The organism is Nostoc sp. FACHB-190 (assembly GCF_014696905.1).
Taxonomy (GTDB): domain Bacteria; phylum Cyanobacteriota; class Cyanobacteriia; order Cyanobacteriales; family Nostocaceae; genus Nostoc_B.
Map to the genome: position 1 here is coordinate 154,861 of NZ_JACJQW010000014.1, position 13,403 is coordinate 168,263.

Consider the following 13,403-nt stretch of genomic DNA (forward strand, 5'->3'; position numbering starts at 1 on the left):
TTTTAATGAAAATATTCTGTCAAGCAAAAATAACTACTTCTGCAATGCTTTGATTTCTTGGACTATCCTGTTATAACCTGATTGGTCGCCTTGTTCTTGAAATAATTTTTCAGCTTTTTCAAAATCTCTCAGTGCTGCTTTTTTCTTACCTAATTGGACGTTGACCAAACCCCGATGATAATAGGCTAAACCATCGTTAGAATTAAGTGCGATCGCTCTATTAAAATCCAGTATTGCGCTTTGATATTCTTTCACTTTCACCCGCGCTAAACCCCGTCCATAGTAAGCGTAGGAGTTTTGAGAGTTAAGTTTAATCGCTTTTGTGTAGTCTGCGATCGCGTCTTTGTATTTACCCAACCCGAATAAAGCAAATCCTCGGTCATAATAAGCATTAGCATCTTGAGGATTCAGGGCGATTGCTTGACTCGAATCTGCTTGGGCTTTTTCATAATCTCCTAAGCGAGAAAACGCATCACCCCGATGGTTATAAGCCAAAGAATTCTGGGGATTGATTTCCAGGGTTTGAGTTAAATTATCTACAGATTCTTGATAGTTCCCTTGCTCATATTCACTGACACCTTCTTGATAAAGCAACTGTTCACTATTAACTGGTGTTAACCAGTGGCTAAACCAGCCGATAAACATAGCAGCCAACAAACTAGCAATTCCGAAAATAACAAATTTAAACTTTTGAATCTGTAATGTTTGTGGTTGATATTGTTGATTTTTTAATTCTTGCAGGTCATTGATCACATCGGTTACAGACTGGTAACGTTTCTGGTAGTCAAACCTGACCATTTGATTAATAATGCGTGTAAATTCTCGGCTAACTTTTATTGTTCGATCACGCCAGATAATTTCACCTGTTAGTAAGTTTTTTTGACTTTGTAATCTTGATACTTCTTCGTAAGATAAGCCCATAATTGCTGCGATCGCAATCATGCCCAAAGCATAAATATCACTGTTATAGTGTGGTTGTCCTTGTAACTGCTCTAAAGGTATATATTCTAAATTACTAACTGTAGTCGTCACCATTTCCTTGAGAGAGCCAAAATCAACTAAAACTAATTTATTATCTGAGTGTCGGCGAATAATATTTTCTGGCTGAATATCTTGGTGAATGATACTATGACGATGTATAAACAGTAAAATGTCTAATATTTCTAATAACAAGTTAATAACTTGGTCTTCTCTCAGAGGAAACCCTACTAAGATTTCTTCAGCTAATTGATGTCCATCAATTAATTCTTGAACTAGATAAAATTCTTCATTGGATTCAAAATAATCAATGATTTTCTGGATTCTGTCATTTTCCTGGGCTAGTTGTTTTAATATCTTAGCTTCCTGGAAAAAAGACTTTCGCAACCAAGCTAAATTTTGCAGATGATGAGTTTCTGGGCGTAGTTGCTGAAGAATAAATAACTGATTAGGAATTTGAATATCTTCAACTAGATAGATATTTACCGACTCCTCTATGTACAATAATTGCAGGATACGGTAACGTGTACCCAGAATTTGCTCATCCATATATAAGCTTTTATACGAATTTAAGTAATTATATACTGATATTATTACCAGTATAATTTTTATGGGGATCAAATAGTTACAAAAAATCTACAAAGATGCAGAATACTCTTAATTCATCTCATTAATTTTCAGAACTGGCATAAAGCAGTATAGCTAAAACTTTGATATTCCACCATTCTCAATAGCTTTAATTGTCAATCTGAGGATTACTGAGTAACTACTCAATAATTAAAAAATGTCGTAATTGCCGTGGGATCACTCATGACAGGCTATTGCTCAGTACGGTAAAAGAGTTGTAATCGAATTGCTATAAACGCCAAATAGCTTGAACATCAACTTATTCAAACGTAACCAAAATCAAGTAACTGCGACCAAGCGTCAGTTTCTGAAGGCGCTACGTCGGCGTGATCCTGCGGCTATCCAAGGCTTAACGATGCGATCGCAAAATATAATCGGCGAAGAAAAATTAACCCAGATCGTCGATGAAGTATTGCGTGAGTGTGATGCTGACAGCCATAGTTGGTTTTTTACTAATTTTCTAGGGCAATTTAGATATCAACAGATGCAGCAAGCTGCTCAAAATAATGTCTTTCATATACTTGTTACCGCAGGTTTAGAACCGGGAAAGGACTTTAGTTTTGGGCTAGATGGTGAGATGATTGTGAGCGATCGCGCCAAGCAAATCTTACTCGATCACCTCCCGCACGAACAGCGAAAACTGTTTGCGGCACAATTGCAAGTCTCGGCAGTGGCAGATCCGATTGTGGCAATTGAAAAGCAATTGGGCTGTCCTTTTTATCAAAATTTAACTAAAATTGCGGCGGATAAAGTCAAGCAACTAAATAACAAGCAAGCTGCTGCTTATTTAGGGGTCTTACTGGCTGGTTTAGTCAAGCGCCATCCAGCCCTGCAAGATGTTGACTTTCCCACAAAGTTTATTTTGAATACTCTGCAAAGCTTACCACAGCAGCGAGCCACAGCTATATTAAACGATCCCGAAACCGATCCACAGTTTGATGAAGTAATTATCTTCCAAGATTTATTAGCCGCAATGACAGAACCGGAAACCAGCGAAACCGAAAACGTTAATAGCTTAGAACAACTCAAAAAACTCGATAGAGTTTGGTGTGGTGAATATCGCCTTGCCGAAATCGTCGCCAGCTTGGAAGAGTTATCTAGGGAATAATAAATCCCCAGATAAAATTACGTCAAACCTTGAGTTTGGCTGAGTTTATACTGGCACTACGAATTTCTCGCTACCAGCAAGCCCAAAGGCTGCATGAATCGCTTGTAAAGCTTTCACGCCTTGTTCTTGGGCGACAACACAACTAATTTTAATTTCTGAGGTAGCAATCATTTGAATATTGATTTGGTGTTGCGCCAACGCTTCAAACATTTTGGCTGCTACACCTGGCTGTGCTACCATCCCTGCGCCGACAATGCTAACTTTAGCGATCGCACTATCTAATACAACTTCACCCCAACCTAATTCTGCTGCAACTTGAGTTAGCAGTTTTTGGGCAGTTTCCCCGTCCATCCGTGGAACTGTAAAAGCAATATCCCGTTTGGGAACACCATCAATGATGCGACAGCGTTGCGATTGAATAATCATATCCACGCTGATATTGTGCTGTGCCAATATGCCAAACAATTTCGCTGCCATTCCTGCTTTATCAGGAACTTGGCGAATCGCCAGACGTGCTTGGTTCAAGTCTAAGGCAACACCGCGCACAGGGGAAGAAGAAACGGGGCAGGGCGCAGGGAGTGGAGGGCAAGGAAATACTTCTTGTTCCCTAATTGTTGTTTCCTCTGTCTCTCCCTTAGCTACAATTTCAAAGGCGTTACTGAGTGCAGCCACGGCGCGATCGCAGTCTACGGCATCAACTACACAGCTAACTTTGACTTCACTGGTAGAAATCATTTGAATGTTCACCCCGGCTTCAGCAAGGGTAGCGAACATTTTCGCCGCCACCCCAGGACGGCCAATCATCCCTGCACCTGCAATACTGACTTTAGCAATGTCTTGTTCTACCATCACTTCCGCTTCGTCTGATTTGGGGTTGGATGGATTTCTCAGGGCGGGTGCGATCGCTGCTGCTACTGCTTCTGCCCGTTTTAATATTGGTGTAGTGACTGTAAAGGCAATATCGTTACTATTACCTTCGTGAATGGATTGAATAATTAAGTCTACATCGACATTTTGCCGAGCAATTTCTCCAAATAACTTAGCTGCTACCCCTGGCTTATCGGGGACTCGTAACAAAGCCACCTTGGCTTGATTGGTATCAAATTCTACCGCATCCACAGGACGGGCAATTTCCAGATTGATTAGCGATCGCTCTTGGGGTTTGGAAGATGTTACCCAAGTACCGGGGTCATCTGTCCAACTAGACCGCACTACCAAAGGTACACCATAGTTCCTGGCAATTTCCACTGAGCGCGGATGTAATACTTTTGCCCCCAAGCTTGCCAGTTCGAGCATTTCATTACAGGTAATCGCATCCATCAACTGGGCTTCGGGAACTAAGCGGGGGTCTGTAGTTAAAATCCCTGGTACGTCTGTATAAATTTCACAAAAATCTGCTTGGATTGCTGCTGCTAATGCCACGGCTGAAGTATCCGAACCACCACGTCCCAAGGTAGTAATTTCTAACTCTCCAGTGCTGGATATGCCTTGAAAGCCAGCTACCACAACTACTTTACCTTCTCTAATATGCCGCAACAGGCGGTCTGTTTCGATGCGTAAAATTCGGGCGCGGGTGTGTTCAGCTTCTGTTACAATTCCTACTTGTGCGCCAGTCATGGAAATTGCTGGTTGTCCAATTTCTTGCAATGCCATACTGAGTAAAGCAATCGTCACCTGTTCCCCAGTAGATAGCAACATATCCATTTCCCGGCGATTAGGATTTTGAGAAATTTCGTTGGCTAGTTTGACAAGTCCATCTGTAGTTTTCCCCATTGCGGAAACTACGACAACCAAAGAGTTTCCGGCTTTAACTGTTTTAGAGACACGCTGTGCAACAGCTTGGATGCGTTCGACTGAACCGACAGATGTACCACCGAATTTCTGAACTATAAGCGCCATATCTTTGTCTTAAATGAAGTTTGCCTACTTTCATCAAGGCTCCTACCGGGTTAGGAAGCTTTGAAGGCATTAGCAGTAGTTATTTAGTTTACAGAAAATATTGGGTAGTTTGAAATTTTCATAAAAATAAAAAAAGGCAAAAGCCAAAGAAATTTTCTTTTGACTTTTGCCTTTTTACTGTTTACTTATATTTATTCGCCTGCTGCACGCTTAACTTGTCGGGATTCCAACCACAAGGGAATGACAATCACAGCAACTAAAATCAGTAAGGCTGCGATCGCAAATTGGCTTACCCAAGCAACTAATTGTTCTAAAGAAATTACTCTGCCTGCAAAAAAAGCTAATGTCACCATCACAGCCGCCCAAGTGGTTGCGCCTGCTAGGTTATATAAGAAGAATTTTGGGAACGGTATTTCTGCAATTCCAGCTAAAGGAGCCGCAAAAATTCGCAACAAAGCGAAAAACCTACCAAAAAATACAGCTTTAATAGCATTTTGACTAAATTGCTCTTTAATATTGAGTAATTTTTCTTCAGAAATTCTAAATATTTTCCCGATTTGCAACAGGAAAGGCCAGCCTCCCAGTCTACCAATCCAATAGCCGCAAGCACCGCCAATCATAGCACCTGCAACAGCATCACCCACAACTAACCAGTAACTTAGTTCATCACTACCAGCTAGAAACCCACCGACAAGGGTGACGGTTTCACCAGGAAGAGGAATGCCCAAGTTTTCTAGTAAAATTCCCAAAAAAATTGCCCAGTAACCATACTGGTGAGCAAATTCCTGGATGTTTTCTAGTGAAATAAATTCAAGAGACATCCCGCACCGCCGCCTTTACAATTTTTTACCTTTACTCTATCTTGGCGTGTTTGTGGCTGGAGTGTCAATCAAAGTACTGTTTTAACAACTCTTATTAGTTTTAAGGGAGCAGAGGTTAGAGGCTGGAGGTTAGAGGTTAGATAAATTTACTTCACTGGCATAGAAACCGCAGTATATTGCCTTACTGATAGCTTAGGCTTGATGATAATTATAACTTATTTGGTATTGACTATTATGCTTTTAAGCGGTACTAGCACAGTTGCATAGTATCTCTAACAAATCAATAAATTTTTTATGAAAAATTTACAAAAATCTCGCTAAATTATGAAAATTTTGTAAAAGCTATTATTGATACTGAATTTACTAGGCGTTTGTGCCTATATTTAGAAGAGTTAGTACAAATTATTACGGCATGAATACGTAAGCTAATTCAATCAAGTTCACAGCACTTGCGAGTTAGCAGTTTTTCATTCTTGGAACCGTGCAGTATTGATGTCAATTTTCATTTTGTCCAGTAGTTCAACTACCCAGATAAATACATGACTATCGCACAAGAATTGCAAGTGGTTTTATTTAAACCCCAAGGGAGCATAGACTTGCAGGGTGGTATGGCTCTTAGCCAAAGTATGGCAGAAGTAATACCCCAGCCTGATCAACTTTGGGTCATTGACCTCGCAGAAGTAGATTTCATGGATAGTTCTGGTTTAGTGCCGTTAGTTAAAGCACTGACAACAGCCCGACAATGCGGTTGTCGATTAGTGATTTGTAATGCCAAAGCGCCTGTAAGGTTAATTTTAGAACTGACCCAGTTGGATTCGGTTTTTGAAATTTTTAACACTTACGAAGACATCACCAATGTGATTAATAAACAGCCTTTGTCATTAGCAAGCTAACTTATTATTATAGCAATAAAAATGGTTGGTGTCTAACAAGAAAAATTACAGCGTTTTTCGATTGAGTGCAGTACAAGTTGATCGGGGATAGAGGCTAGAGGCTGGATTGATGTACCTCATTGAAATGAAAAATGCTGTAATGTTGATAGCGATCGCTAGATTGCTGTAGGGCTAAAATTTTGCACCCGCACAAAGTCAATAAAATAAAAGTCTCAACTTACGAACAGTGAAGACTTTGAGAGCCTGTGATTGCAGGCTTTATTTTTTTAAGCATTTTGTACCGCCGAAACATTTCCTTGTCCTGTAGCAGGGCGAGGAAAGTTCGGTAAGTCAATACCACTGTGGCTGGAGTTACGAGTTTTTAGCGCCAAACGATAGCTGACACTTTGCAGTTCTGCTTGCAGCTTGCGGTTTTCTCTTTGCAGAACGGCAACTTTTTCTCTGATGGGAGTCATTCGTTCCTCAAACTTCCGGCGATAAATTTGAGGTAATTCTTGTACTACCTGCTCCAACATCCGGCTGCGGTCTGTTAACTCTTGGACAGACTGGCGCAGTTGATAAATTTCGCCATCACGAGTGGCGATTTGCTCTTGATAAAAAGTTACCTGCTGCTCAACAGCTTGTAATTGTTCTCGTAACGCTTGCAACTGACTTAAATCGCGCTCTGATTCAGAACGTTGGGGCATGAAATTAGCATTGCCCTTCACCAGCCGAAAGAGTTCTTGAGATAACTGCTGCACTAATTGGTCTCGCAGTTGCAGCTCTTGGCGCAATTGCGAGACTTCTTGAGAGAGAGCTTGGATGTTGGGTATGTCAGTTTGGCTCACAGTGGCTTACAGCTCCCGTTGACGAATCTTGGATCATCTTAGGTATAACGGCGATCGTACTGCCTTTGGCAAGTACTTGTTAATTTAGCATTCCCAACCGAAGCACAAAAAAGTCAAAGGTAAAAAAAATTTTTGTTTTACTGTATCCAGTACTGAGTTTTGTAGTATAAAAACTCAGTACTGGGTACTTAATTATGTCCTTAGTACAGTATGGCGTAAATCAAGCAAGCAATTGAAACAAGTGCAAAACTGAGAAGAAAAACACTCTTTCTTTTTACGTTTGCCTTCTTACAAAGTTAGGCGGGACGGAAACCGACACCGCCTACTTTGCGCTTTTTACGTTTGCCTTTTTGTACTATGCAGTTACGGCAACTTTTTCTGCTGCTGGTGCTGCAACTTCTTGCTTAATGGTCAAGTAGCGAATTACTTCTTCACTCAAACGCATAGCACGTTCTAAAGGAGCAACAATGGTTCCTGGCCCGGTGTAGTTTAGTTGGATGTAGATTCCATCCCGTTGCTTTTTGATTTCGTAAGCCAGACGACGCTTACCCCGATTTTGAATTTCAATATTTTCGGCACCTTGCTCTTGAATCAAGGTTTGGTATTTAGCGATCGCTTGATCTACCTGTTCGTCATTGAGATCAGGACGCAGGATATACATTGTTTCGTAAACTGTGGACATGAGTTGAAAATCCCCTTTTGGACAAGTTGGCTGCTTGCGTTAAATGATACAAATATTCCTAGAGAATATTCGTACACTTCAACATCTGAAGCAACAAGGAACTATAATTTTACCAGTTTTTTATATGAATCATCAGCAAAATCTGCCGAAATTCGTACTTTAGCCAAAAGTTATTTTATGGATGAGAAGGAGTCAATGAGAAGAAAGAGGGCAGAGGGGGACGGGATGTTGTGCCTATTTGCCTGCTCTACGCAGGGGATCTGGGTAAAATTCTCTCTTCTGCTCCCCATCACCGAATCTTGCTCCCCCCTGCTCCCGCCTCTTTTTGCCCCGCCTCTTCCGGTAAACAACCGCAAATTAATTGATCTATTGGCTGAACCAACAGGTATGCTTCCCAAAGGGGGCTATTAACTCCTGACTTTCATTGCTGAAGATTCTTTGTGCTTAAAACTCTTAATTGCAGACAATAAGGATATTATCAAGGTTATGGCACAGCGTTATGTGCGAGTTCAAAATCCAGAAGGCAAAATTTACTATGGTTTGCTCCAACTATCTCTGAATGTACAGGTGTTGGATGCGCCGCCTTGGTTACAGGGACAACCAACAGATTTAGTGTTAGCACCCGATAGTTACCAAATTCTGTCTCCTTGCGCTCCCTCAAAAATTATAGCGGTTGGTAAAAATTATGCAGACCACGCAGCAGAGATGGGAACATCTGTACCGAGTGAGCCATTGATTTTTCTCAAACCGCCAACATCGATTATTGCGACTGAAGCCAATATCAAATATCCCCTTCAGTCTCACAGAGTTGATTATGAAGGTGAATTAGCCTTGATAATTGGCGATCGCGCTTGTGACTGCACCCCAGAAGAAGCTCAAACCAAAATTTGGGGTTATACAATCGCTAATGATGTGACAGCGCGAGATTTACAACAAAAAGATGGTCAATGGACGAGAGCCAAGGGGTTTGATACCTTTTGTCCCCTAGGCCCTTGGATTGTCCGAGAATTAAATCCAGGTGCAAGATTGCAGACTTTCATCAACGATGAACCAAATCCCGTACAATCTGCGGGGATTGATCAGATGGTTTTTCCTCCTGATGTTTTGGTATCTTACATCAGTAAAGTGATGACCCTGATACCAGGGGATGTGGTACTAACGGGTACACCATTGGGTATTGGCCCTTTGCACATAGGCGATCGCATCCGAGTAGAAATCGAAGGCATTGGTCGTCTAGAAAACACCATCGTAGCCCGTTAAGCTGTGCTGAGTCACAAAACTAGCCCCTAGCCTCTAGCCTCTAATTCATACATCCAGTTACCGTACCTGCATATAAACAGCATCGGAAATTGCGGGAATTTCTGCGTAACGTCCCAAAAGCGACTGGATGACTGAATATCCTACTGCTGCTACGATGCCAAGGAAAATAGTGCTGTAGAGAGTTTGCAGGGCAAAGCCACCATTAGGAATTAGCCCTACAATATCAGTCAGGATGCCACACAAAAAGATAATAATGTCTAACAGAATTGCTTGCATGGTGTTGAAACGAATGAAGTGGGAAATATTTTCGTTTCTGACTACTAACAGCCATAAAGCAAAGAAAATAATTAATCCAGCAAATCTGACACGCCTATATAATGACCATAAAATTAGTACAGGCCCAAACACAACTGTCAGCGCCGGGAACTGTTGTAACAAAACAAAACCAAAACTTAGTACCTCAATCAAAGGTAGTAAATAAGGTAAACAAGCAAAAATGCGATCGGAAAAGTTTGTCGAACCACGCCAGGCCATTTTGCGTTCTCCTGTGGCAGAATTTTCAGAGTTACTTGAGCCTAGGATAACGCAGTTGTCTAGTCTCCCAGAAGCGAGAATCAGCGAATCTCGGCAATCCGAAAGCCCATGATACACTCATACTGCTCTGGTTGTTGTTCGGTGAGTTTGCGAATAGCTTGACCACAATGCAGTTGTCCACCATTCCACCGGGGTTGACCACTCCTATTCGCCAGTACACAAGACTGACACACCTGCTCAGGAGCAAGGATTTGATCATCCATTAAAATGACTAACATCCAACAACCTCCTGTAAATTTCCAAATTATTGATCTTGGTTCAGCTAAAAAAATTTTTGTTGGTAGCTCAAAAACTGCTGGTGACAGAATTTACCCAAGTTCTACATCAAAGCCAAATTGCTTTGGTGTAAAAATTCAGCACTCAGGAGTCAGAAGTCAGAATAATAAAGTCCAGTAGTAAGTCAGGAAATAAATTTATCAAATATTGTTCCTGATTCTTTAACCCTTCTGACTCCTGAATTCTGACGCTTTGGTTTAGCTGCTTAGTTGGGCTGTGCTGCTCCTCTAAAGTTGTTTTTGAGAAAAATGAGGTTAATCGCCAAAGATTCCTCAGTGAACCTTAACTTTATTTTATGTTGAGTTTTTCGGAGATTGAGTTATGAAGTCATAACTCAATACATAAATTTTTAACCCAATGTTAAGTAATGTTTGTTGTATTCTCTAGATAACTGTTAAGTTCATGTTCCAGAAAGAGCTTTATAATAATTAACACATCAATGGGACTTAATCGGGCTGGGAGCTAAGTAATCAATTTTAGTTACTACCAATAGTGAATAGTCGGCAGTCAATAAATCTGGCAATGTAAACCTTTGACTGCGAGTTATTACTTTGAAACTCAGTTCCAAAAAATACCATTGTCCAAATTTCCACTAAGGATAGTTAAAGTGACTAGGACTAATTCAGATTTTCTTGCATCTTCTGACCCCGCGATCGCCGGATTAATCAATGAAGAACTCCAGCGTCAACGCGACCACTTAGAGTTGATTGCGAGTGAAAACTTTACCTCTGCGGCTGTACTGGCGGCTCAAGGTTCAGTCTTAACTAATAAATATGCTGAAGGACTGCCCGGTAAACGTTATTATGGCGGCTGTGAATTTGTTGATAAAGTCGAACAAATTGCCATTGACCGAGCTAAACAAATGTTTGGTGCGGCTCATGCTAACGTCCAACCCCATTCCGGCGCACAAGCCAACTTTGCAGTTTTCCTGACTTTACTCGAACCAGGCGACAAAATCATGGGGATGGATTTGTCTCATGGTGGACACCTGACTCACGGTTCGCCTGTTAACGTTTCGGGTAAGTGGTTCCAAGTCAGTCACTACGGTGTTAGTAAAGAAACAGAACAACTCGACTACGACCAAATTCGAGAGCTGGCGTTAAGGGAGCGTCCAAAGCTGTTGATTTGTGGTTATTCGGCCTATCCTCGGATTATTGACTTTGAAAAATTCCGTAGTATTGCTGATGAAGTTGGTGCTTATTTACTAGCGGATATTGCTCACATCGCTGGTTTAGTGGCTTCTGGCTTACATCCCGATCCCATTCCTTACTGTGATGTGGTCACAACGACTACTCACAAAACCTTGCGCGGCCCCAGAGGCGGGTTAATCTTAACTAAAGATGCCGAATTGGGTAAAAAGCTGGATAAATCAGTTTTCCCTGGAACCCAAGGCGGGCCTTTAGAACACGTCATTGCAGGTAAAGCAGTGGCTTTTGGTGAAGTTTTAAAGCCAGAGTTTAAAACCTATTCTGCACAGGTAATTGAAAATGCACGAGCTTTAGCCACACAACTGCAAAACCGTGGTTTAAAGTTGGTATCTGATGGTACAGATAACCATTTGATGCTTGTAGATTTACGCTCCATTGGTTTGACAGGTAAACAAGCCGATCAACTGGTAAGCGGTGTAAATATTACTGCAAATAAAAATACCGTACCCTTTGATCCCCAATCACCATTTGTTACCAGTGGTTTGAGACTAGGTTCTCCCGCCATGACTACCAGAGGATTGGGTGTAGCAGAGTTTACCGAGATTGGTGATATTATTGCCGATCGCCTGCTCAACCCCGAATCAGAAGCAGTCGCAGCTGATTGTAAACGTCGAGTAGGGGCATTGTGCGATCGCTTCCCCCTATATCCCCACCTGCAAATTCCCGTACCCGCACTAGCATAAAGTCAAAAGTCAAAAGTCAAAAGGCAAAAGAATCATTGGTTTTTCCTTTTGCCTTTTAGCTTTTGACTAAAAAATCTTCTGCTGATAAAAACCGAAAATGTAGTAGATATTAAGTAGAACCCTCCCTCGGTAGAGTTTTGTCTTAACCACTACTTAATTTAAAATACAGATGCCTGCTCAGATTTATCATCTGATTGCCTTCCTGGTCGCAGCCGTAGTCGTTCTCTGGACTACGCCTGATATAAAAAACATTGGTATAAAAAGTGGAACTGTAGATAAACCCGGTGGTCGAAAAGTTCATGAACGCCCGATGGTACGTCTGGGTGGAGTTTCTATCTTCGCAGGTACTCTCATTTCTCTACTCATTGTTTGGTGGCTAGGTGGATTTGCCAATTTACCGCCTGACAAAGAATGGCAAATTTGGGGTGTTACCTTGGGGGGTTTGGGCTTTTTTCTCATTGGTTTAGCAGACGATTTACTCAATCTGTCTCCCTTGGGAAGATTGATTTTACAAGTAATCGTTGCTGCTGGCGCGTGGAAAGCAGGTGTAAGTATAGACTTTATCACAGTCCCCACTATCGGCATAGTTGACCTAAACTGGCTAAGTTTACCAATCACTGTGATTTGGCTGGTGGGGATGGTGAACGCTATTAACTGGATTGACGGTTTAGATGGTTTAGCGGCTGGTGTGTCGGGAATTGCAGCCATAGTTATGCTTTTGGTGTCTTTATTTATGCACCAACCAGCCGCAGCCTTAATTGCAGCTGCTTTAGCTGGCGCAGCATTAGGTTTTCTCCGCTATAATTTCAACCCGGCCCAAATCTTTATGGGAGATGGCGGGTCTTATTTTATGGGATTCACCTTAGCGGCTGTAGGCGTAATTGGTTTGGTGAAAGTTCCAGCCTTTACCGCCGTAATTTTGCCTTATTTAATTTTGGCAGTACCAATTTTAGATATGTCAGCAGTGATTTTGACACGCCTTCGCCGTGGTCAATTGCCTTGGGTAGCAGATAGATGTCACTTACACCACCGATTACTACAAGCTGGTTTATCTCATCGCTGGACTGTGTTATTTATTTATACACTCACGCTCTGGGTTGGCAGTTTAGCCTTAGCCGTAGCTGGTATCCCTAGTGGTATTGCTTATGCTTTTGGTGCTACTTCATTGCTAACTTACACCAGTTGGCGAGTTTGGAAACGCTCTCAGCAAAAGTAAAAACTAGCAAGGTAAAAGAAATACAGTATTATGAACTACCCCTGGCTAACTTCGTTTGAGCCAGGGGTTTCTACATCCCCTAGCGTAGCCTGAGATTTTTGACGCTTCATTTGACCCAAGTTCTTCATGCTTCCCGCAGTCTTACGGGTACATGAAGTAGAGCTAGAATCATCTGCATCTGCGAGGTTCGTTCCAAACCCCAGTAGTCGATTTGAGTACCAAAGCAAAAGGACTTCAGATGATGCGATATCACGCTGTTGAGTGTATCCACAATTACTGCAAATATGCACTCGCTGGTCTAAAGTTTTCTTTTCTTGATGACCACATTTAG

The 13,403-nt window shown here is 41.7% G+C and carries 13 protein-coding genes and 1 pseudogene; 6 read left to right on the forward strand and 8 right to left on the reverse strand.

Annotated features, from left to right (window positions below):
• Positions 1 to 33 precede the first annotated feature (33 nt).
• Positions 34 to 1,527, reverse strand: a complete 1,494-nt coding sequence (locus tag H6G28_RS17060) for a tetratricopeptide repeat protein (protein WP_190672532.1) — start codon at positions 1,525 to 1,527, stop codon at positions 34 to 36.
• Positions 1,528 to 1,852: 325 nt separating this feature from the next.
• Between H6G28_RS17060 and H6G28_RS17065 the strand changes: the two genes are divergently transcribed.
• A complete protein-coding gene (locus H6G28_RS17065; RefSeq protein ID WP_190591474.1) occupies positions 1,853 to 2,713 on the forward strand; it encodes a hypothetical protein in 861 nt (286 codons plus the stop codon).
• Between the two features lie 45 nt (positions 2,714 to 2,758).
• Here the strand turns inward: H6G28_RS17065 and H6G28_RS17070 are convergent, their stop codons facing one another.
• Positions 2,759 to 4,612: an aspartate kinase gene (locus tag H6G28_RS17070; protein WP_190672535.1), complete on the reverse strand. Its 1,854-nt coding sequence runs from the start codon at positions 4,610 to 4,612 to the stop codon at positions 2,759 to 2,761.
• A 191-nt stretch (positions 4,613 to 4,803) separates the two neighbouring features.
• Positions 4,804 to 5,433, reverse strand: a complete 630-nt coding sequence (locus H6G28_RS17075; RefSeq protein ID WP_190591472.1) for a DedA family protein — start codon at positions 5,431 to 5,433, stop codon at positions 4,804 to 4,806.
• Positions 5,434 to 5,972: 539 nt separating this feature from the next.
• Between H6G28_RS17075 and H6G28_RS17080 the strand changes: the two genes are divergently transcribed.
• The gene (locus H6G28_RS17080) at positions 5,973 to 6,326 is read left to right on the forward strand and encodes an STAS domain-containing protein (protein ID WP_190672537.1); all 354 of its coding nucleotides are present in this window, start codon (positions 5,973 to 5,975) and stop codon (positions 6,324 to 6,326) included.
• Between the two features lie 266 nt (positions 6,327 to 6,592).
• On the opposite strand, the gene H6G28_RS17085 is transcribed toward H6G28_RS17080, so the two are convergent.
• Both H6G28_RS17085 and rpsF read right to left on the reverse strand, forming a co-directional pair.
• Complete coding sequence (locus H6G28_RS17085) at positions 6,593 to 7,153, reverse strand: Npun_F5560 family protein (RefSeq protein WP_190591470.1); 561 nt, start codon at positions 7,151 to 7,153, stop codon at positions 6,593 to 6,595.
• 355 nt (positions 7,154 to 7,508) lie between these two features.
• Complete coding sequence (rpsF, locus tag H6G28_RS17090; RefSeq protein WP_190591469.1) at positions 7,509 to 7,835, reverse strand: 30S ribosomal protein S6; 327 nt, start codon at positions 7,833 to 7,835, stop codon at positions 7,509 to 7,511.
• 3 nt (positions 7,836 to 7,838) lie between these two features.
• Here rpsF and H6G28_RS17095 point away from each other — a divergent pair, with 3 nt between their 5' ends.
• Together H6G28_RS17095 and H6G28_RS17100 are read left to right on the forward strand one after the other, a co-directional pair.
• Positions 7,839 to 8,246: a hypothetical protein gene (locus H6G28_RS17095; protein WP_190672540.1), complete on the forward strand. Its 408-nt coding sequence runs from the start codon at positions 7,839 to 7,841 to the stop codon at positions 8,244 to 8,246.
• Between the two features lie 75 nt (positions 8,247 to 8,321).
• Entirely contained in the window at positions 8,322 to 9,095 is a 774-nt protein-coding gene (locus tag H6G28_RS17100) for a fumarylacetoacetate hydrolase family protein (RefSeq protein WP_190591467.1), read from the forward strand.
• Between the two features lie 57 nt (positions 9,096 to 9,152).
• On the opposite strand, the gene H6G28_RS17105 is transcribed toward H6G28_RS17100, so the two are convergent.
• Positions 9,153 to 9,629, reverse strand: a complete 477-nt coding sequence (locus H6G28_RS17105; RefSeq protein WP_062298079.1) for a Tic20 family protein — start codon at positions 9,627 to 9,629, stop codon at positions 9,153 to 9,155.
• Between the two features lie 80 nt (positions 9,630 to 9,709).
• Positions 9,710 to 9,907: a hypothetical protein gene (locus tag H6G28_RS17110; RefSeq protein ID WP_190591465.1), complete on the reverse strand. Its 198-nt coding sequence runs from the start codon at positions 9,905 to 9,907 to the stop codon at positions 9,710 to 9,712.
• A gap of 665 nt (positions 9,908 to 10,572) precedes the next feature.
• Between H6G28_RS17110 and glyA the strand changes: the two genes are divergently transcribed.
• The gene (gene glyA, locus H6G28_RS17115) at positions 10,573 to 11,856 is read left to right on the forward strand and encodes a serine hydroxymethyltransferase (protein ID WP_190591464.1); all 1,284 of its coding nucleotides are present in this window, start codon (positions 10,573 to 10,575) and stop codon (positions 11,854 to 11,856) included.
• A gap of 169 nt (positions 11,857 to 12,025) precedes the next feature.
• The gene (locus H6G28_RS17120) at positions 12,026 to 13,072 is read left to right on the forward strand and encodes a glycosyltransferase family 4 protein (protein WP_190591463.1); all 1,047 of its coding nucleotides are present in this window, start codon (positions 12,026 to 12,028) and stop codon (positions 13,070 to 13,072) included.
• Positions 13,073 to 13,107: 35 nt separating this feature from the next.
• On the opposite strand, the pseudogene H6G28_RS17125 reads toward H6G28_RS17120, so the two are convergent.
• Positions 13,108 to 13,403, reverse strand: a pseudogene (locus H6G28_RS17125) (zinc ribbon domain-containing protein); the annotation flags it as partial.